The organism is uncultured Chloroflexus sp. (genome assembly GCF_938091255.1).
Classification (GTDB): domain Bacteria; phylum Chloroflexota; class Chloroflexia; order Chloroflexales; family Chloroflexaceae; genus Chloroflexus.
Genome location: NZ_CALLJH010000050.1, coordinates 1 through 19353, shown reverse-complemented (window position 1 = coordinate 19353; position 19353 = coordinate 1). Strand labels below are relative to the sequence as shown.

Genomic DNA, 19353 nt, shown 5'->3' with positions numbered 1-19353 from the left:
TGCAAAGAAATGGTTGTTCATCCTTGCATACCTAATTGCACTCACCCTCACAATCCTCAACCCACTTGCCTGCCTCATCCACTGTGCAACAATTGATATGCGCTTACATCAGGTTCCCACGCATACTGCACGTGATGACGGCATATCATGTTATCTTTGTGAGATGTTGTAGCCCCAGCGAGAGCGCGTGGGAGTCGAACCCACCGGCGCAGTTCGTCACTCCGCCCAACGGTTTTGAAGACCGCGGCAGCCACCGGGCTACATGCGCTCTCGCCGGCGATTGTAGTGCGATGGTAGCCGCTTGTCAATAAGATGGAGACGCAAGGTGGGCAAAGGTGCAGAGGGGATAACGCAAGCAGAACGCCACGGGGCACAGAGGGAATGACGCAAAGACGCAAAGGTTTTTTAGTGATTGGGTACAAGCGCGCTGGTAGCCCCCACCATTAAATTCCTTCTCGTTCTTTGCGATCTTAGCGTCTTTGCGTTTAGACTCTGCGCGCCTCTGCCCTCTCTGCGCCTTTCACACCACCAATCGCACTGCTCGCGGCAACACCTCCACCTCGACCCGCTGCGCCGCCGTCGCAATCACTTCGCCATCGGTCGCCACCGGGATCGGCGTCGGGCACGTCACCTCAATCCGCCGCGCGCGGGCCATCGTCACCTCCGGCTCGTTGGTATGCACCCCGCGGATCAGCAACGGAATCTTGCGCAGCGCGCGCGAGATCGGCATTGTATCTACGATACACAAATCGAGCAGACCATCATCCAGCTTCGCCTCCGGTGTCATCCAGAAACCGCCGCCTTGGCAACGCCCATTGCCGACGCTAGCAAAAAAAAGCTGGCGGCTGACCCGTTGCCCATCGAAACGCACCGTCATCGGGCCGGGCCGGTACGTGGCCAGCGCCTTGAATACTGAGATCAAGTACACCGCGAAGCCGCGCAACCGCTTAATCTTAAGGCTCTCGACTGCCACCGCTGCATCGAGACCCATGCCCAAGCCGTTGATAAAACAGCGGGTAAGCTGCAACCGGCCCGCTTCCACCCGAATCCGGCCCACATCAATCGCCTGCGTGCGGTTATTGGCCAGCCGTTGCACCGCGCCGGCAATATCGCCGAGACGCAGGCCGGGCAGTGATTTCACGAAGTCGCTGCCGGTGCCAAGCGGGATAATGCCTAGAGCAACCTGCCCGCCTTTGCGGCTATCCATAATCCCGTTGACCACCTCATTGATCGTACCGTCGCCACCTACTGCTACCAACCGGTTTGCACCCCGATTCATAGCTTGTATCGCCAGCTCAGTCGCACCGCCGCGAGCGTGGGTGGTGACGATTTCATACTCAATCTCGTGCTTACGCAATTCGGCTTCAATTGCGCCCCGTCGCCGGCCCGCCAACCCGCGCCCCGCCGCCGGATTCAAGATGACCGTCGTTGTCATACGTACACCCTGTAGAGACGACCGTCCGTCTCTACCAACACAAAGACGCAAAAGATGCCGGTAACGCAAAGGATTTTTTAACGTAAAGGACGCGAAGGTCGCAAAGATTTGTGATGGTTTGGCTACTTAAGCGCACTGATAGCCTTCGCCTTCACATCTTCAGCGTCCTGTGCGAACTCTGCGCCTTTGCGTTTTTTGCTCCCTCTGCGCCTCTAGATATCGACCCCCAACAGATCGGCGACGGTGAAGATATCTTTGTCGCCGCGTCCCGATAGGTTGATCAAAATAATCTGGTCGGGCCGCATTGTGGGTGCAAGCCGGATCGCCTCCGCTACCGCATGGGCGCTCTCCAAGGCAGGAATGATCCCTTCTAGCTTCGCTAACAACTGGAACGCAGCTAGCGCTTCCTCATCACTAGCAGCGGTGTACGTTGCTCGTCCGCTATCGTGCAGCCATGCATGCTCGGGGCCAATGCTGGCATAATCCAACCCGGCGCTTACCGAGTGGGTCAGCGCAATCTGGCCGGCTTCATCCTGCAACACATACGAATAGGTGCCCTGCAACACACCGGGGGTCGCAGCGCGAAAGCGGGCCGCATGCTCGCCAAGCCCCTTACCTCTGCCGCCAGCCTCAACGCCGCGCAGTGCTACTTCGTGATCGTCAAGGAAAGGGTGAAAGATACCGATCGCGTTCGAGCCACCGCCGACGCAGGCCACCACCACATCCGGCAACCGGCCCGTTGCAGCGAGGATTTGTTCGCGGGCTTCTACACCGATCACGCGCTGGAAGTCGCGTACCATCGTTGGGTAGGGGTGCGGCCCCAACGCCGATCCCAGCAGATAATAGCTATCGGGATTGGTCACCCAATCGCGCATCGCTTCGTTAATCGCATCTTTCAGCGTGCGCGAACCGCTGGTTACGCCGCGCACCTCGGCCCCCAGCAAACGCATGCGGAAGACATTGGGCCGCTGGCGGGCCATGTCATCCACCCCCATATACACCACGCACTCAAGCCCAAGCAGCGCACAGACCGTCGCTGTCGCCACGCCGTGCTGGCCAGCGCCGGTCTCGGCGATCACCCGCCGCTTACCCATGCGCTTCGCCAGCAACCCCTGTCCCAGCGCATTGTTGATCTTATGCGCGCCAGTGTGAGCCAAATCCTCGCGCTTGAGGTAGATCTGCGCCCCGCCGCAGTGGGCGGTCAGCCGCGCCGCAAACGTCAATGGCGTCGGTCTGCCGGTGTAGGTGCGGTGCAGCAGCGCTAACTCCTCCCAAAACGACGGGTCGGCCTTCGCCACCTCGTATGCCTCTTCCAGCGCTGTGACCGCCGGCATCAGCGTTTCGGGCACGTATCGCCCACCATACGGGCCGAATCTCCCCGGTCGCGAAACCACGTCCTGCATAGCCACACTTTCTAGTCGAAGCCAAGCCGCAAAGGGCGCAATCAAACCTGACGCAAGGACGCAAAGAGTGCAAAGGTCACTGAGGATTTGAAAAGGGGTGCTACTCGCGCGCTGCGCAACTATAACAAATCTTCGTGCTTTTAGCGTTCTATCCCCCTGCTCCAGCGGAGGAGGGGGAAGGAATGTTAGCCAAGCCAACCACGCGCCGAACCCTGCAAGGCAGCCTACAGCCTGTGTACGCCCCCACAACAAAACTTTGCATTCTGAGTGTTCTTCGCACCTTGGCGTGAAACCCTCTGCGTGCTTCGCGTTCTTCGCACCTTGGCGTGAAACCCTCCCGGCGCCTTTGCCTGCCCTTACTTCTGGATCAGGCTCTCGTCTTTGTTTTTCTCACCCTCTTCGAGCAGCATGATCGGAATGCCGTCTTCAATCGGGTAGCGGTAGCCGTTGCGCCGGTTCACTAGCCACTCCTTGCCGTTCGCATCCACCATCAGCTCAACCGGCCCCTTGTCGCCGGGATCGGCCAACATACTGAGCAGTTCAGGGCTAATGCTCCCACGCTGCCCACTATTGTTCGCCGTATTGGTATTCGTCGCCGGAGTCAGGTCAAACACACTGTCCTCCTGATATTGGCGCACGGCGCGGAAGATGGCAATTGCCAGCCCTACCACTGCTGCAATGCCGAGAATGCGTAACACATGTTTCATGGTTCCCTCCTGCTTAACGTAGTACCCTCGTTGTGAATGGTCTTCGCGACTTCGTGCTTGCGCTGTTACACCGTTTCCTTTGCGCCTATATTGTACACGACTTTGCCGTCGCTGCCGCGGCGGTTCCTCGTCGTACCACGGTTGTGGCGGCTGATCTGGCCCATACCAGACCAACAGCCGTCCGTGCGGCGCGCCGTCACTGCCGTTGCTGATTTCGAGAAATGGGTAGCGTTGGCGCGGTCGCCGCATCGTCTCCACATCAAATACTACATCAGTCCACGTACCGACATTGATGTAGCGACGGCCATTGCCGAGATCGATCACCCGCGCCACGTGAGTATGCCCGCACACAAACAGTCGGTCGTCGCGGTAGGCTGGCTGGCAGGCCAGCCGTGCAATGTCGCGCGCAATCTCGTCGTTGAAGGTGGCCACTTCGCGGCTGGCTTGCCGGCGCGCTTCATCACGCACCTGATCAACCATCTCTGGCAGATCACCCACCGCTTCGGCAGCCGCCCCAAACTGGCGCGCAATCGCTTGATGGCGTGCCACCCGTCGCCGGCGCAAAGCCGCAATCGGTGGCCACAGCACGATCAACGGCGACCGTTGCAACCATTCGTCCGGTTCGCTTGACAGATGGTGCGGCGGCGCCCACGCCGTGACTTGCAAAAAGCCGATCACGCCGCGGGTGACAAACCGCCGCGCCGCCGGATCGCGCAACCGTTGCAAGCTGATCAAGTACCAAAAAAACGCCGATGATGGTTTGATGTTGTCAACCAGTGGCGCGAGCGGGAAGGGGTCTTCTTCGAGTTCGTTGATGACCTCTTTGACCAACTGGGTGCCGCGTACGACCTCAAACGGTTCGCTGATGCTGGCAAAATTGACGAAGCGGTTCCAGCGGTCAAATTGGTTTCCATGCACGATATAGACGCCGCCGCCGTGATAGCTGATCCCAAACCGCAGCCGCGGATCATCCGGCGGTAGGCCCAGCGTTTGTCGCAAGACCTCTTTGGCCGCTGGGTAGTGTAGTTCAAAGTCGTGGTTGCCGATTAAGATTGTCAGTTGGTTGCCAGCTTGCTGCGCAAACCGGCGTAGAGCAGCAAATACGCCGGCATGCGCGGCAATGATCGCTTGCAAGCGCCGGACAGCAGCCCGTTGCGACCATTCATCATCGGCCACGTCGGGCAAACTGATCTGCAAAAACTCAAACGTGTCGCCGGCGAGAATGAGTTCGGTTGGTTCGTGCGCGACGTAATGTTCGAGAAAGGCAATCAATACTTCATCATCGCAAAAATCATCGCGTCGGTCGCCGCCGCCCAAATGCAAATCACTGAGCACAATTCGCCGGCGTTTGGTGTCAATCGCCTCTGGCCCGATCGGCGGTGTGGCGTAAGGGGTGGGCCGGATGCGCACCCGCCGGAAGCGCAGCACGATCCAGCGTAAGGTCAACAGGAGCACAACCGCAATAGTGAACCGAATCAGCAGCGTAAGCAGCCAGATGACGATCCGGCGCGCATATCTCGTGGTAAAGGCGCGCGGTCTTGTAGGACGGGGGGATGGGTTGTGTGGTTGTATCCGCATGCTCTATACCTATGCCGTTGCTGCGCGCGCCGCTTACCATCATTCCAGCTTGTGCAATGCATGGGTGCAGATAATCCTGCCGCGCATTGGGTCGAGTGATTCAGATTGCAGTGCCAGACCCACCCTGTACCGGGATAGCGGAGCGGTTACGGGGCGCTGATGGCGTGCTGCGCGCTGAAACCGTACCGGCTATAGGAGCGTAGGTAGCACTTCCCGCTCCGACTCCCTCGCTCCCCGTATCTGCAACCCACTCTCTACGCCCTACTCCCCACTCTTTACTCCCCACCCTCGCGCGGCGCGCACAAACGCCGCCATTAATCCGACGTCCTTCTGCCCATCCCGCTCCACGCCGCTGCTGACATCCACCCCCAACGGATCGACTGCCGCAATCGCCTGCGCCACATTATCCGGCGTCAACCCCCCTGCTAAGAACGTTGGCACGCGCCGGGCCAATTGTGCTGCCCGCTCCCAATTGGCTCGCTGGCCGGTGCCGCCATAAGCCCCGGCAACGTGCGCGTCTATCAGTGCTGTTAACGTTGGCAAACCGGGGGCAGTCACCGGCCCCGCCGCTGCGATCCGCGCCAGCCATGCCGTTTCGTTCGCGTCGCCAGTCATGCGGATGGCCTTCAGCAGCGGTAGCCCGGTTTGGTTGGGAAAATCAGCCGGCTCATCGCCGCTCAATTGAATCGCTTCTAACCCCGCCGCAAGAGCGATCTGGCCGATCACATCAGCCGTTTCGTTTACGAACAATCCCACAATCAACGGACGCGGCGGCGGCAAGGCTCGCACCGCCGCCGCAATCGCTTGCGCTTCCGCCACTGTCACCTGCCGGCGGCTCGGCGCCAACACTAGCCCGATCAGATCGGCGCCGGCAGTGGCGGCTGCCAGCGCCAGATCGATCGTGCGCAGACCACAAATTTTGATCAGCCTACTCACTCGTCTTTAGGGTGTAATAGACGCGGCGATTCCGGGTGGTGCGCTCAAGTATGCCGTGATGAATGGCTTGCTTGAGCATCGTGCGGTTCTCTTCGGTTGTGCGCGGCATGCTATGCTGCTTGCGCGCCGCTTGCAATGCGCTCAACAATTGCTGGAAGGTGGCCGGTTTGCCAAGCGCTTGCACCGTGTTGCGGAATAGTTCCCACTCTTCGGCGCTGAATTCGAGCGTCAGGTCAACGTGGCCGGCGCTGCCATCGGCGATTGGCTCGGCGGCGACTGGCTCGGCGGCGATTGGCTCGGCGGCGATTGGCTCGGCGGCGACTGGCTCGGCGGCGATTGGCTCGGCGGCGATTGGCTCGGCGGCGATTGGCTCGGCGGCGACTAGCTCGGCGGCGATTGGCTCGGCGGCGACCGGCTCGGCGGTAACTACTTCCTCAGTCGGGATCGTCTCGCTCTCAGCCGTAGCTTTGCGTGACCGCCGGCGGCGGCTCCGGCTTGGCTTGGCCGGCGATTCGCTGCTGACCGCCGATTCTGCTGGGGTAACCGGCACTGGCAGTTCCTTAACCGCCGGCAACTCAACCGGTGCGAGCAGCTCCTCGATCGCTGGCAGCGCATCTGGTACTGGCAGCTCCTCTATTATCGGCAGTTCGGCTAGCGCCGGCAGTGCTTCGATAGCTGGCAGAGGTTCGTCAAGCTGCGGCGGGTTATACTCTGGCTCATCCGCTGCTTCTTCATCTTCGTCACTAGCGTCAATCACACTATTGACAGTCAGCGCCTCATCGCGGTTGCGATTGTTGCGCCGCGATCGGCGGCGACGGCGGCGGTTGCCATTCGGCGCAGCAGTTACCAGAGGCTCCGCTACCGCGACTTTCGCCTCTTCAATCACTACTGGGCTGATTTCAGCCAGTTGCACCTCGCCGTTGCTCCCTACCGGCGGATCAAGCACCACCGGCTCCGGCGGCAATTCCTCGGTCAGCAACGGCGCAAACCGCGACAGCTTGAGTGGATCTTCACCCGGCAAGAAGACCTCGTTCACCGAACCTTTGGTGAAAATCTGCACCTTCCCGCGCTGTTCCGCGTCCATTACCAGATCTTTGAATTTGGTGTAGGGACGTCCATTCAGATCGCGGTACCGGCTCTCTTTGAAATCGCCTCCCATCAGCTCTTTCATCAGCATCTTGAGCGAGCCGAGTGTGGTGACATACCCGCGTTTACGGGCCAGATGGATCGCCTGCACCAGCACCTCGTAGATGTCCGGCTCGGCAGGTGGCGGCGTTACTGGCACTACCGGTGCAATCGGCGCGGCGGGCGCAATCGGCGCGGCTGCTATCTCAGCCGCTTCAATCGCCCGGTTCAATTCAGTGGCCCGGCCGGCAATCGCCGTGGCGGCGACGCTCGCGTTCGGCTGGCGGCCAATCAACTGCTCGTAGAACACAAACTCGTCGGCGCTTTGGGCGAGATGGGTGCTGGCTGCGCCGCCGATGCCGATAATGTAGACCTCTTTGCCTTGTTGGCGAATGCTATGCACCAGTGGAATGAAGTCACGGTCGCCAGTGACGAGCACAAATCGGCCGACGTTTGGATGGAGAAAGAGCGTTTTCATCGCGTCGATGCATAGATTCATATCGACGCTGTTCTTGATCGCGCGCCCGGTGCGTCCGGCATCTTTGTCGTAATAGTAGGTAGCTACGTAGATCGGTTCGATGGCGTTGGCGTAAAGTGCGCTGGTGATGCGAGGGTACCGGTACCAGTCGGCGTAGGCGCGTGAAATCACGACGCGGCCGAGATCGTTGCAGCGGTCCATGATCGCTTCGAAGTTGGGGGTAGCGTTGAGCTTGTCGCGCACGCTCACATAAATGTTCTCGAAGTCGATGAAGACCGCGACATCAGGTCGCTTTTGGTCGTACATCGTTGTCTGATCTGCTCCTGTTGCGTGTAGGAGAGGGCGGAGCGCGGAGCATGCATCGGCGCCAGCTCACGCAAGACACAAGGTGATAATCCTACCGCAAAGACCAGCAGCCAATGGCTTGTTCACCCTGAGCAGCATCGGCATACGTTGCGTTGCGGCGATGATCATTGCGAGTTGTGGAGCAATGCGCCGGTATGTTCACGCGAACCAACCTCACAAGGTTTGGCTTGAATCGCGAAAGAATTTCACGCTATGGCTTTCGAGAAGGGGCTATCCCGCCAGACAGCGCCTGCTCTTACTGCTACTATAGCATCAGCGCGTCACCTGCGCAACCGGTATCGGCGCGAATCTGCCGGCTTCACCGAGAATCAGGCTGTAGGCCAGCATATGGCTGCGCAGCGTATCACGATCACACTGGCCGCTGAGGTGGGCCAACCATGCCTTGCCTATCAGCCGGATCATGCCTACCATGACAAGCAGGTGGTATGCGCGCTGCATTGCCGGCGATGCGAACTTGACCATATAGCGCGCCCGCGCCCGCCAAAGCGCCACCTGCATCCGCCAGTGGAATTGGCCGGTCGCTGCCCCGCCCACGTGGATCACCTGAGCCGCCGGTACCTGCCAAATCGCCCATCCCGCCTGCTTGATCCGCCGGCACCAATCGATCTCTTCACAGTACATGAAGTAGCCTTCGTCCATACCGCCCACTTCAGCGATCGTACTACTGCGCACCAGCATGCACGCTCCTAACGGATAATCGATTGGGAAGGGTTCAGTGCCAAGTTCAGCCGGGTAGCGCCCATGCCACCACGAGTCGTACAACCGTCCGGGCAACACTTCGCCCGGCGGAAAGAGATCGAGCGCTGTCGTGATCAGATCGGGGAAGCGAAACGCCGCCCGTTGCAACGTGCGATCAGGGTTGAGCAGTCGCGGCCCCACGACCCCAACCCGCGGGTGAGCGGCCAAGAACGCGACCAGCGCCTCAATCGCCCCCGGCAATACCTCGGTGTCAGGGTTGAGCACCAACATCGCCTCGCAGCTATCTGCCAGCAAGTTTATTCCTTCATTGCACGCGGCTGCATAACCGGGATTGTCGAGCCGTTCCCGCACCGTCACCGCCGGAAACTCACGCCGCACAAGAGCAACGCTCTCATCCCGCGAGCCGTTATCCACCACGACAATCCGCAGCGGCAACGTGCATGCCTGCAACGACGCTAAACAGCGCTGCAATAAGGGAGCGGTATTATACGAAACGACGACAACGCCAATCGGCGACAAGGTGTGTTCCATAGCGGGCCGATTGTAGCCTCGCCCCGCCAAATTTGCAAGTCTCGCTTTACCCCTTTCTCCCAACGGGGTAGGTGCAGTGGGTCGGAATACCGTTCCCAAACCTCATATTCCTTTACGCCCTCTGTGGAGCCGGCCAGCCGTCCGGCTCTACGGTGCCTTTGCATTTTGGTATTACAATGAAGACGGTGTTTGCTACTGTACCATCAATAGGGCTGCCATCTATGATGCTCGATTTCGCTATCGAACTCGCCTATCGCGCCGGCGCGCTGATCCGCGCCGGGGCTGAACGTGATATCAGCTACGAACCAAAACAACACGCCGATGTCGTCACCGAAGTCGATCGGGCCAGCGAAGCCCTGATCGTCGGCGCCATCCGTTCCCGTTACCCCGACCATGCCATCATCGCCGAAGAGGGCAGCGGCGTCAGTATGTCCTCGCCCTACACGTGGCTCATTGACCCGCTCGACGGCACCCTCAACTTTCTCCATGGCCTGCCTATCTTTGCCGTCTCGATTGCCCTGCTCGCCTACAACGAACCGCTGCTCGGCGTTGTCTACGATCCGATGCGCAACGAACTCTTCTACGCCGAGCGTGGTCACGGTGCCTTCCTCAATGGCCGCCGCTTGCGCGTCTCGCAGACCTCGGCGCTGGCCCGCAGTCTGCTCAGCAGTGGCTTGCCTTATGATCGCTTTGAACAACCCGACAACAATCTAGCCGAAATGACCTATCTGGCGATGCTGGTGCAAGACATTCGCCGGCCCGGTTCGGCGGCGCTCGATCTCTGCGCCGTCGCGGCTGGCCGCACCGATGGCCACTGGGAACTGGGTCTTAAGCCGTGGGATGTCGCCGCTGGCGGTTTGATCGCGCTCGAAGCCGGCGCGACGGTCACCGGCTGGCAAGGCGAGGCTTGGCGCCCGCTCAGCAACGATCGGATCGTCGCTACTAACGGCCTTATTCATGCCGAACTGCTCGCCGCGCTGGCCGCCGCTCGCCGCAACCGTACCAATGGGTAAGATCTGCCTATGGCATACTATCAACGTGAACTTGCTCCTAACCTGCCGCCGCTCAGCGCGCGCCGCTCACTCATCAACGAGTACTTCCTCTCGGCCTATACGATGAGCATCTATACCGGCTGCGAGCTGGGGTGCCCCTACTGCGATAGCTGGGTGTATAGCGAACGTCCGCTCAACGAGACAATTGCTATTCCGATTGATCTACCGCAGCGGCTTGCAGCGGCGCTGCCGGCGATTGATCGCGGTGATCTGATTGCGATAAGTGCGCTGAGTGATCCGTATCAGCCTGCCGAACAGACCTACCGTATCACCCGGCAAGTATTGCAACTGTTTGCCGAACACGGTCAGCCGTGTTTGGTGATGACCAAAAGCCCGCTGGTGTTGGAAGATCGCGCTCTGTTGCAGAAAATCAACGAGCAGAGTTTGGCAATCGTGGTCACAACTCTGCTCACGCTCGATCAGCACCTCGCCGTCCGCCTTGAGGGGCGCGCGCCGTCGCCGCAGTTACGGCTTGAGATGATTGCCGAGCTGAAACGGGCAGGTATTCCGGTCGGTGTGGCGCTTTTGCCAATTATGCCCTATATCAACGACAGCAACCTCAATCTCCGCCGGGTGTTGCAAGCCTGCGCCGAAGCCGGCGTTGATTTCGTCGTCTGGGATTACCTGCATATTCCGAACGAACGCCACCGTCACCGGATCAATGTCTTGCTCAGCCAGCTCGGCTCGTACCCGCCGCGCTATTATCGCGACATGTACCGCGATCAAGCGACGGTCAACCCGTTCTACCGGCAAGATCGCGACCGCGAACTCTTAGCCCGTTGTGATGAGGTGGGGTTGGCGTCACGCGCGCCGCACCGCATCTTTGCCGGCAAACTCTCACCGCGCAACGAAGCGGCATTACTCTTGCGCCATGCTGCGTTTCGCGATCGCGTGCAGGGCCGCGACCGGCTGTCCCAGCTTCATCGCGAATTGGCCGATGCTGTTTATCGTGGTCGGTTCCGCGCCGCCGACCTTCGCCAAAGCCCGCTTTACCCAACGCTGGAGCCGCTGCTGGGATTATCGGCAACGACCTGATCGGCCTGCTGGCGTAGGCGTTCGTATAACCGGCGGCGCAACTCCCGCAAACGCTCTTTGTAGCTGCTAGTTGTGATTGGATCTGTCCACATTACCAGCGCGTCTTCCTGATTGTCGATATAGTAATGGGCGCGCTGGCCGACTGGTCGAAAGCCGTATTTGAGGTAGAGGCGCTGGGCAGTCAGATTGCTCACCCGCACTTCCAGCGAGAGGTATTGCGCATTTAATTCATATGCGCCATCGATAAGGGCGTTGAGGATCAGCTCGCCGACGCCGCGCTGGCGGTGTGGTGGGGCGACGGCGATGGTGGTAATGTGGCCGCTCGTCTCATTCAGCCAGATGCCGCCGTAACCCACGATCGGGGCGCGTTGTTCCGGCGATGGCCCAATCAGGCCAAGTCGTTGCAACATGCGTGTCAATAACGGATAATCGGGTTGCGGCGGTGCGCCGTTTGGCGGGCGCGTATCGGCGCGGGCGACCACATAGCGGCATACTTGCCGGTTCTGGATCTCGCGCCGGTACGTCTGTGCCGACCACGGCGTCATCTGGCTCTGCCGTTCGATCACTTGCACAGCCGGGATGTCATCTTCGCGCATCGGCTCGATGAAGTAATACACCCCCCTCGCCTCGCTGTGTGATAAATGTTCTCACGGTTGCACGGGCCGGGCCGATTCGACGAAAAAGATGCTCTGGTAGGCGCCGTCCTTTCCAAAGCCGCCGCCGGTCTGGAAGGTGCCGGTCACTTCCACCAGCCCCCATACGAAACTGTTATTCGGCCCAACTGTTAGCAGCGCCGACTGATCAGGTGGAAACTGCTCGACCCAGATCGCACCGCCGACCGGCTGCGGGCTGGAACCGTCTTCTTCGGTTGAGATGCCCTCGGCCAGCACATAGATGATCGAATTCCAGAAATAGTACGCTTGCGTCGTGATCCGTTGCCCCTGATATTGCTGCGGATTGCGCAGTAGTTCAAAAAACGACACTTTATCGGCGCCGAGCGGACGGTCGGTTAATCGTTGCTCGACGCGGCGAATGCGCTCGATCGGTTCGGCGCTGCTGACGGTTAACAAGAAGCGGTACGCGCCGCCGGGGCCATAGTTGCCATTCGCCTCGAAACGACCACGCACACGCACAAAACCGTATACTGCATCACCCGGCCGGTGCAGATGTTCAGTCACGTCCGCCGGAAAGCCTTCCAGCCAAATCGCTTCGCCGATCGGCTGCGCATCGAGACCATTGTCAAGCGTGCTGACCCCCACTGCCAGCACCGACAGCGACGGATCGCCCGGTCGCCACACGTATGCCCCGTCAACCGTCACCTCACGCCCGGTATAATTGCTCGGTTGCGCAGTCAATTGCTGTACGAACAATGGCGTTCCCAGCGTTGGTTGATTAGCGCAGGTCGCCAGCGCCAACAAACTTAGGCCAAGGATAAGCAAGAGCAACGTGGCTCGCCATAATGAACGAAGCATGCAGTTTCATCCTCCTCAGGATGGTGCGTACAATACAGCGGACGCGCAACAACAAGGGTGCGCGCTTTAGTACCTTGGTCGATTATAGCAGATGCAATACCGCTCTTCAACTCATTGACTCGCGGCAAAAGTCTTGACAGCAAGGGTATCGATCAGTATGATGATGATTATCTAATGGATTGATGATCCATAGTTACAATATTCTATTCGCATATCGCCGGTGAGCATATATTCTTCGGCGCCATGCACATTAACAACTGCATAGGAGGATACCGTGACAGAGCTACTCTGGGCCGTCGTCGCCCTGCTTGCAGGGTTGGCCGGCGGCGCCGGCATAGGCATTTGGTGGGCGAACAATGGGGTCAGCTCACTAGTGCAACGCAAAGCTGCTGAGGCGCGGCTCTTGATCGAAGAGGCGCGATCCCAGCAAAAAGAAATTCTCTTGCAAGCCAAAGATGAGGCGTTGCGGTTGCGTAACGAGGCCGAGGCTGAGTTGCGCGAGTCGCGCCAAAGTCTGCAAAAGCAAGAAGAGCGGCTGCAACGGAAAGAGGAAAATATCGATCGCAAACTCGAAGGGATCGAGCGACGCGAGCGATTGATCCAGCAACGCGAGCGCCAAATCGAACAACTGGCGCAAGAAGCGGAACGGCTCAAGCGTCAGCAGGCGCAAGAGCTCGAGCGCATTTCGCAGTTGTCGCGCGATGAAGCGCGGTCGATTATTTTGGCCGAGGTTGAACGCGAAACGCGCGAAGATGCCGCTCGCCGCATCCGCGAACTCGAACAGCAAACAAAAGAAGAGGCCGATAAGATTGCCCGCAAGATTATCGGCTTAGCGATTCAGCGCTGCGCGAGCGATTACGTTGCGGAAATGACCGTCTCAACGGTGAATCTGCCCAGCGAAGAGCTGAAGGGACGCATTATTGGCCGCGAAGGGCGAAATATCCGCGCGTTTGAGCAGATCACCGGGGTTGATATTATTGTTGATGATACCCCTGAAGCGGTAACGCTCTCGTGCCACGATCCGGTGCGCCGTGAGGTGGCACGGGTGGCGTTGCTGAAGTTATTAAAGGATGGTCGCATCCATCCGTCACGTATCGAGGAGGTGGTTCACAAAACGCAGCTTGAGATCGAGCAGATTATGCGTGAAGAGGGTGAGCGCGTAGCCTACGAAGCGAATGTGCAAGGGTTGCACCCTGATCTGATCAAGCTGCTAGGTCGGTTGAAGTATCGCACCAGCTATGGCCAAAATGTCTTGCAGCATTCATTGGAATGCGCACTGTTGGCCGCGCATATGGCGGCTGAATTAGGGGCTAATGTGAATATTGCCAAAACGGCGGCGCTCTTGCACGATATTGGTAAGGCGGTCGATCACGAAGTGCAAGGCCCTCACGCTCTGATCGGTGCTGAAATTGCCCGCCGGTTGGGCCGTTCGCCGGCGATTGTCCACGCGATTGCTGCGCATCACTACGATGAAGAACCGCAAACCGTCGAAGCGTTTTTGGTGATCGCGGCTGATGCCATTTCGGGCGCGCGCCCCGGCGCCCGACGCGAGACGCTTGATCTGTATATTAAGCGCCTCGAAGCGCTAGAGACGGTTGCAACTTCGTTTCCCGGTGTGCAACGCGCGTTTGCGGTGCAGGCCGGCCGTGAGGTGCGCGTGATGGTCCAACCCGATCAGATTGATGATCTGGCTAGTATCCATTTGGCGCGGAATGTGGCTAAGAAAATTGAGGAGAGTTTACAGTATCCGGGCCAAATCAAAGTCACGATTATTCGCGAAACCCGCGCAGTGGATTATGCGCGGTAGTCTACAGGCCAAATGGCGAAAAATTCTTGCCATTTGGTCTGCTAATCACGATGCCGTGTGGTACAATTGTCTCACGCATCGGTTGTCGGCTATCAGGGTTCTTTTACACGAGGAGGCTGCGCCGGTATGAGCCTGGCAACTCCGCCCGATGATGCGAGCCGTCTATCTACCCTTCACCAACAGGAGGAAGCTATGAGCAACGCCCAGCCGCTAGAGCGGGCTGTCGGTGATAGCAACGCCGTTCCCGCTCGTCAGCAGCGCAGTGCCGAGGTCCTTAAGGTCTCGACCCGCTCGCGGCCGAGTGCCGTTGCCGGCGCGATTGCCGGTGTTATGCGCGAGAATGGTTCGGCTGAAGTGCAGTCGATTGGCGCTGGCGCGACCAATCAGGCAATTAAGGCCGTCGCTATTGCCCGCGCCTATCTGAGCGAGGAGGGGATCGATATTGTTTGCATTCCGTCGTTTATCGATGTCGCGATCGATGACGAGGAACGCACAGCTATTCGTCTCTTGATCGAACGCCGGTAGCCTCCTGTGTAGTTCCGTCGTCGCTGGCGAGGCATCTCCTCCTCCGGAGATGCCTCGCATTGTATCAATGAGCATATCGGTATGGACGAGATCGCCCGCTTTTTGCGCTCTTACCCCCCGTTTGATCGCCTGCCCGATCACGTCGTTCACCAGATTGCCGGTGAGTTGCAGATTGAGTTCGTCCGCGCTGGCCAGACTATCCTCACCCGTGGCGGCGAGCCGGCCCAGTTTCTGTATATTGTGTGTAAGGGTTCGGTCGATCTGCTGCGCAGCGGCGATCAGGTGGTCGATACGCTCGGTCCCGGTGAAGCCTTCGGCCATCCATCCCTCATCCGCGGCCAGCCGCCGTTGGTGACGGTGCGTGCCCATACCGATACGCTGCTCTACTTGTTGCCGGGGGCGATTTTTCATCGCTTGCGCGCCGAACAGCCACAGTTCGCCGCCTTTTTTGCCGCCTCGGTGATCGAACGGCTGGGGCATGCGATCCAGTCCCGCCAAGCTGAATCGAACCCGGCTCTGTTTCAAACCCGCCTGCGCGATTTGATCGCTCGCCCGCCGGTGTTTATCAGCGCCGATGCCACGGTGGGGGATGCCGCGCGCTTGATGCGCGCCGAACGGATTTCGTCATTGATTGTTGATCAGTCTCCGCCCGGCATTATTACCGACCGCGATCTGCGCAATCGCGTGCTGGCCGAAGGCTTGCCTGATACGACGTTGGTGCGGCAGGTGATGAGCGCGCCGGCGACGACTATCTCGGCTGATGCGCTGGCCTTCGAGGGCTTATTGCTTATGCTCGAGCGCGGTATTCACCATTTGCCGTTGGTTGATCACGATCGCGTGATCGGCTTGGTGACGCATACCGATATCTTGCGTCGCCAGAGCAATAGTCCGCTCTTTTTGCCGCGTCTGTTGCAACGAGCGACCTCGCTGGCCGATCTGCGCCGTTATACCGATCAGGTGGCTGATGCGGTTAATACGTTGATGGCTGCCGGCGCTCGTGTCAGCGATATTGGCCGCGTGGTGGCCGTTGCCCACGATGCCTTGTTGCAACGGTTGCTGCACGATGCTGAGGCCGAATTGGGGCCGCCCCCCGCACCTTACGCATGGCTGGTGCTCGGTTCGGAAGGTCGCTATGAGCAGACCCTGCGCACCGATCAAGATAATGCGCTGGTGTATGATGATGAAGCCTCGCCTGAAGTGATGCACTATTTTGAACGGTTGGCCGAATTGGTGGTAGGTTGGCTGGTTGAGTGCGGTTTCCCCCGTTGCCCCGGCGATGTGATGGCTACCAATCCCGAATGGCGCCAGCCGCTGTCGGTCTGGCAACGCTACTTCCGGCGCTGGATCGAAGTGCCCGATGAGGAGTCGTTGCTGCGCACGGCGATCTTTTTCGATTACCGCCAAGTCTATGGCGCCTTGCCGGCTGAGCCGATCCTGCGCACGATTACCCAACACGCCGCCGAACATCGCATCTTTATGGCCCGCCTTGCCCGCGCCGCCCTTCGCCAACCTGCGCCGCTCACCTTCTTCCGCCAAGTGGCGCTCGAACGGCGCGGTGAGCAGCGCGATCTGCTCGATCTGAAGCTGCGCGGCACGGCAATGGTGGTTGATATTGCCCGTCTGTTTGGGCTGGAAGCGCGCAGTAACGAGACCAATACGATCGCGCGCTTGCGCGCGGCGATGGCCGCTGGTGTGTTGAGCCGCGAAGACGGTGATAATCTGATTAGCGCGTTTGAACTGCTCTCGATGTTGCGTTTGCAGCATCAGCAGCAGCAGATTGCCAATGGCTTAACCCCAGATAATCTCGTCAATTTCCACCAGCTTGGCCCGCGCGAACGGCGCGAGATCAAAGAGTCATTGCAGGCGATTGCCTCGGTGCAGCGCGGGGTGGCGCTCGTGTTCCAGACCGATCGGTTGGCGTGACGCTTGCACGGGAGAGACTATGCTTTCGCTTTGGTCACGCCTCTTTCAGCGCACGCCTCCCGCCGATTTTGTGCGGGCCTACGAAGCCTTCCCCGAACCTGACCGGCGCTTGCCGTGGCGGGAAGTGCCCTATACGGTGATCGATGTCGAAACCACCGGCCTCGATCCGCGTCACGATGCGCTGATTGCGATTGGCGCCGTCAATGTTGAGAATGGGCGCGTCTTGCTGAAACAGACGTGGTATTCGCTCATTCGCCCGCCATCTGATCGCGAGCCGAGCGTTGAGAGCATTCGCGTTCATCACCTCACCCCGGAAGAGTTGCGCGATGCACCGCCACCCGAAGCGGTGCTCGCCGAGTTGTTGCAGCGGATTGCCGGGCGGGTGTTGGTGGTGCATGTGGCCGAAATTGATGTGCGCTTTATCAACGCGGCGCTCAAACCGTTTGGTGGCCGTTTGCGCCGGCCCATCCTTGATACGGCCCGTTTGGCGATGACCCTGCACCTGAATGCGCAGTGGCTCGGTGAACAGTCGCGTGATATGCCGGCGCCAGCGGTTGAGTTGCGCGGGTTGGTAAGCGCGCTGGGGTTGCCGATCTATGCCCAGCACAATGCCCTCAACGACGCAGTGACTACTGCGCAGTTGTTTATTGCCCAAGCAACTTTGCTGGCCGATCAGGGACGTAATAATTTGGCCGGGTTGATCCGGGCCGGGGGGGTGTGAGGAGTGGCTGTCTGAGGGGAACAAAGCGAGTATAGCGGTGCATAGCTGTGCGTCGCCACTGCTCGCTACCGATAGCGACTTTATTTGCGCAAAGCTGGGAATCAGAACGTCAACAGTGCATGTCACATCAAACCTTGTCACCTTATGAGGCTTCTGTTTCCTAGTTGTAACGGTGTCATGTATCCCTGCAATCTCATGATCCTTCCCGAACTATTGACAAGTCTGATATCATACCGATAAGCCATGTATTCTCTTGACGGGCACGGTACGACTGTCTTCGTTGATAAATCGAATTAGTAATTCATGTTACTAGACTAGAAACACGTAATGGACGAGATCACTCGCACAAAACGCAACCGACTACCGTCAATGTACGATGTTGCCCGGTTGGCCGGTGTCTCACAGACAACGGTATCGTTTGTGGTCAACAACGTCGCGAGTGCTGCCATCAGTCAAGAGACGCGCGATCGCGTCTGGGCTGCGGTTCATGCTCTTGGCTGGCGGCCCAATGCAATGGCGCGTAGCTTACGGACACGCCATTCACAAACATTGGGGTTAATCTCTGACGAAGTTGTTACCTCGCCGTATGCGGTACGCATAATCCTTGGAGCGCAAGAAGCCGCATGGGTAGGGCAACAGATGTTATTAGTGGTGAATACAAGTGGCCAATGTGATATTGAGCAAACGGCATTGCGTTTCATGTTGGAACGGCGAGTGGAGGGGTTGATGTATGCGACTATGTACCATCACGAAGTTGTCCCTCCACCTGAGCTGCAATCGGTACCGGTAATACTTGTCAATTGTTTTGTTGCCGACCGTTCATTGCCAGCGATCATTCCTGATGAGGTGCAGGGGGGCTATACCGCTACCGAAGCGCTCATTCAACGTGGCCACTATCGGATCGCTTTTATCAACGAGGTGATCCCGATGCCGGCACTGTTTGGGCGCTTGGAAGGTTATCGGCAGGCACTTGCCAATTATGGCTTGCCGTTTGATCCAACGTTAGTGCGGAGTTGCCATTCCAACGCTCACGATGCCTTTGCCGTCGCATTCGCTTTGCTCGAGCGTGAAGATCGGCCGACGGCGATCTTCTGCTTTAACGACAAGATGGCGATGGGTGTTTACGATGCCATCAAACGACTGGGCTTGCGGATACCGCAGGATGTGGCAGTGATCGGTTTCGATAACCTTGAATTGATCGCTGCGCAACTTTATCCACCGCTGACAACGATTGCATTACCCCACTACGAGATGGGTCGGCGTGCGGTTGAGTTGTTGCAAGCCTCGCCTGCTGGCGAGAATGTACCACCAACACAGCATTACCTTCCCTGCCCGCTGGTTGAACGGGCGTCAATTTAGTTGCTGCCAGTTGTTTGGCGCAGCATAGCAACGCGTTAGAAAGGAGGCGTATATATCCCATTTGCCGTTCTTCATAACATTGTCAATGGTGACTAGTATCCAGTGGAAGGAGCCGAAACAATGCATCGTTCGCGATTGACCTTGTTTGTTTCATTGATGGTCGTGGTCAGCTTTGTGTTGGCCGCGTGTGGTGGTTCGGCA

Annotated in this window: 15 protein-coding genes and 1 tRNA gene; 7 read left to right on the top strand and 9 right to left on the bottom strand. The window is 58.8% G+C overall.

Annotated elements, in window-relative coordinates:
* Nucleotides 1–177: 177 nt before the first annotated feature.
* The 7 genes from Q1A00_RS15685 to Q1A00_RS15655 form a co-directional block, all read right to left on the bottom strand.
* Nucleotides 178–272: transfer RNA gene (locus Q1A00_RS15685), tRNA-Sec, on the bottom strand.
* 248 nt (nt 273–520) lie between these two features.
* Entirely contained in the window at nt 521–1435 is a 915-nt protein-coding gene (locus Q1A00_RS15680; protein WP_298404673.1) for a diacylglycerol kinase family protein, read from the bottom strand.
* Between the two features lie 212 nt (nt 1436–1647).
* A complete protein-coding gene (trpB, locus tag Q1A00_RS15675; protein WP_298404676.1) occupies nt 1648–2838 on the bottom strand; it encodes a tryptophan synthase subunit beta in 1191 nt (396 codons plus the stop codon).
* A gap of 356 nt (nt 2839–3194) precedes the next feature.
* Complete coding sequence (locus Q1A00_RS15670) at nt 3195–5123, bottom strand: metallophosphoesterase (RefSeq protein ID WP_299757719.1); 1929 nt, start codon at nt 5121–5123, stop codon at nt 3195–3197.
* Nucleotides 5124–5384: 261 nt separating this feature from the next.
* Complete coding sequence (locus tag Q1A00_RS15665; RefSeq protein ID WP_298404682.1) at nt 5385–6059, bottom strand: phosphoribosylanthranilate isomerase; 675 nt, start codon at nt 6057–6059, stop codon at nt 5385–5387.
* Nucleotides 6052–7968, bottom strand: a complete 1917-nt coding sequence (locus Q1A00_RS15660; protein WP_299757716.1) for an NYN domain-containing protein — start codon at nt 7966–7968, stop codon at nt 6052–6054. Before Q1A00_RS15660 ends, Q1A00_RS15665 begins: the two co-directional genes overlap by 8 nt.
* Before the next feature lie 312 nt (nt 7969–8280).
* Entirely contained in the window at nt 8281–9258 is a 978-nt protein-coding gene (locus Q1A00_RS15655) for a glycosyltransferase family 2 protein (RefSeq protein ID WP_298405696.1), read from the bottom strand.
* Nucleotides 9259–9482: 224 nt separating this feature from the next.
* On the opposite strand from Q1A00_RS15655, the gene Q1A00_RS15650 reads away from it, so the two are divergent.
* Nucleotides 9483–10271 (top strand): inositol monophosphatase family protein, encoded by a 789-nt coding sequence (locus Q1A00_RS15650; protein WP_366917432.1) that lies wholly within the window; start codon nt 9483–9485, stop codon nt 10269–10271.
* A 9-nt stretch (nt 10272–10280) separates the two neighbouring features.
* Nucleotides 10281–11345 (top strand): radical SAM protein, encoded by a 1065-nt coding sequence (locus tag Q1A00_RS15645; protein WP_298405700.1) that lies wholly within the window; start codon nt 10281–10283, stop codon nt 11343–11345.
* Here Q1A00_RS15645 and rimI read toward each other — a convergent pair.
* Nucleotides 11300–11941 carry a ribosomal protein S18-alanine N-acetyltransferase gene (gene rimI, locus Q1A00_RS15640; protein WP_298405749.1) on the bottom strand — a complete coding sequence of 214 codons (642 nt, stop codon included), beginning with the start codon at nt 11939–11941 and terminating at the stop codon, nt 11300–11302. The genes Q1A00_RS15645 and rimI overlap by 46 nt on opposite strands.
* Nucleotides 11942–11992: 51 nt before the next feature.
* The gene (locus tag Q1A00_RS15635) at nt 11993–12817 is read right to left on the bottom strand and encodes a hypothetical protein (RefSeq protein WP_298405703.1); all 825 of its coding nucleotides are present in this window, start codon (nt 12815–12817) and stop codon (nt 11993–11995) included.
* 274 nt (nt 12818–13091) lie between these two features.
* Between Q1A00_RS15635 and rny the strand changes: the two genes are divergently transcribed.
* From rny to Q1A00_RS15610, 5 genes are all read left to right on the top strand, one after another.
* Nucleotides 13092–14624 carry a ribonuclease Y gene (gene rny, locus Q1A00_RS15630; protein WP_066790078.1) on the top strand — a complete coding sequence of 511 codons (1533 nt, stop codon included), beginning with the start codon at nt 13092–13094 and terminating at the stop codon, nt 14622–14624.
* Nucleotides 14625–14816: 192 nt separating this feature from the next.
* Nucleotides 14817–15149 (top strand): stage V sporulation protein S, encoded by a 333-nt coding sequence (locus Q1A00_RS15625; protein WP_366144854.1) that lies wholly within the window; start codon nt 14817–14819, stop codon nt 15147–15149.
* Nucleotides 15150–15230: 81 nt separating this feature from the next.
* Nucleotides 15231–17072 (top strand): DUF294 nucleotidyltransferase-like domain-containing protein, encoded by a 1842-nt coding sequence (locus Q1A00_RS15620; RefSeq protein ID WP_298490364.1) that lies wholly within the window; start codon nt 15231–15233, stop codon nt 17070–17072.
* Nucleotides 17073–17091: 19 nt separating this feature from the next.
* Nucleotides 17092–17793, top strand: a complete 702-nt coding sequence (locus tag Q1A00_RS15615) for a PolC-type DNA polymerase III (RefSeq protein WP_298405708.1) — start codon at nt 17092–17094, stop codon at nt 17791–17793.
* 327 nt (nt 17794–18120) lie between these two features.
* Nucleotides 18121–19152: a LacI family DNA-binding transcriptional regulator gene (locus tag Q1A00_RS15610; protein ID WP_298405709.1), complete on the top strand. Its 1032-nt coding sequence runs from the start codon at nt 18121–18123 to the stop codon at nt 19150–19152.
* Nucleotides 19153–19353: the final 201 nt, after the last annotated feature.

What these genes read in the sequence shown, in the direction of transcription:
- Q1A00_RS15680 (WP_298404673.1), bottom strand. Translation starts at nt 1,435, where the DNA reads ATGACAACGACGGTCATCTTGAATCCGGCGGCGGGGCGCGGGTTGGCG.
- trpB (WP_298404676.1), bottom strand. Translation starts at nt 2,838, where the DNA reads ATGCAGGACGTGGTTTCGCGACCGGGGAGATTCGGCCCGTATGGTGGG.
- Q1A00_RS15670 (WP_299757719.1), bottom strand. Translation starts at nt 5,123, where the DNA reads ATGCGGATACAACCACACAACCCATCCCCCCGTCCTACAAGACCGCGC.
- Q1A00_RS15660 (WP_299757716.1), bottom strand. Translation starts at nt 7,968, where the DNA reads ATGTACGACCAAAAGCGACCTGATGTCGCGGTCTTCATCGACTTCGAG.
- Q1A00_RS15655 (WP_298405696.1), bottom strand. Translation starts at nt 9,258, where the DNA reads ATGGAACACACCTTGTCGCCGATTGGCGTTGTCGTCGTTTCGTATAAT.
- Q1A00_RS15650 (WP_366917432.1), top strand. Translation starts at nt 9,483, where the DNA reads ATGCTCGATTTCGCTATCGAACTCGCCTATCGCGCCGGCGCGCTGATC.
- Q1A00_RS15645 (WP_298405700.1), top strand. Translation starts at nt 10,281, where the DNA reads ATGGCATACTATCAACGTGAACTTGCTCCTAACCTGCCGCCGCTCAGC.
- rimI (WP_298405749.1), bottom strand. Translation starts at nt 11,941, where the DNA reads ATGCGCGAAGATGACATCCCGGCTGTGCAAGTGATCGAACGGCAGAGC.
- Q1A00_RS15635 (WP_298405703.1), bottom strand. Translation starts at nt 12,817, where the DNA reads ATGCTTCGTTCATTATGGCGAGCCACGTTGCTCTTGCTTATCCTTGGC.
- Q1A00_RS15625 (WP_366144854.1), top strand. Translation starts at nt 14,817, where the DNA reads ATGAGCAACGCCCAGCCGCTAGAGCGGGCTGTCGGTGATAGCAACGCC.
- Q1A00_RS15620 (WP_298490364.1), top strand. Translation starts at nt 15,231, where the DNA reads ATGGACGAGATCGCCCGCTTTTTGCGCTCTTACCCCCCGTTTGATCGC.
- Q1A00_RS15615 (WP_298405708.1), top strand. Translation starts at nt 17,092, where the DNA reads ATGCTTTCGCTTTGGTCACGCCTCTTTCAGCGCACGCCTCCCGCCGAT.
- Q1A00_RS15610 (WP_298405709.1), top strand. Translation starts at nt 18,121, where the DNA reads ATGGACGAGATCACTCGCACAAAACGCAACCGACTACCGTCAATGTAC.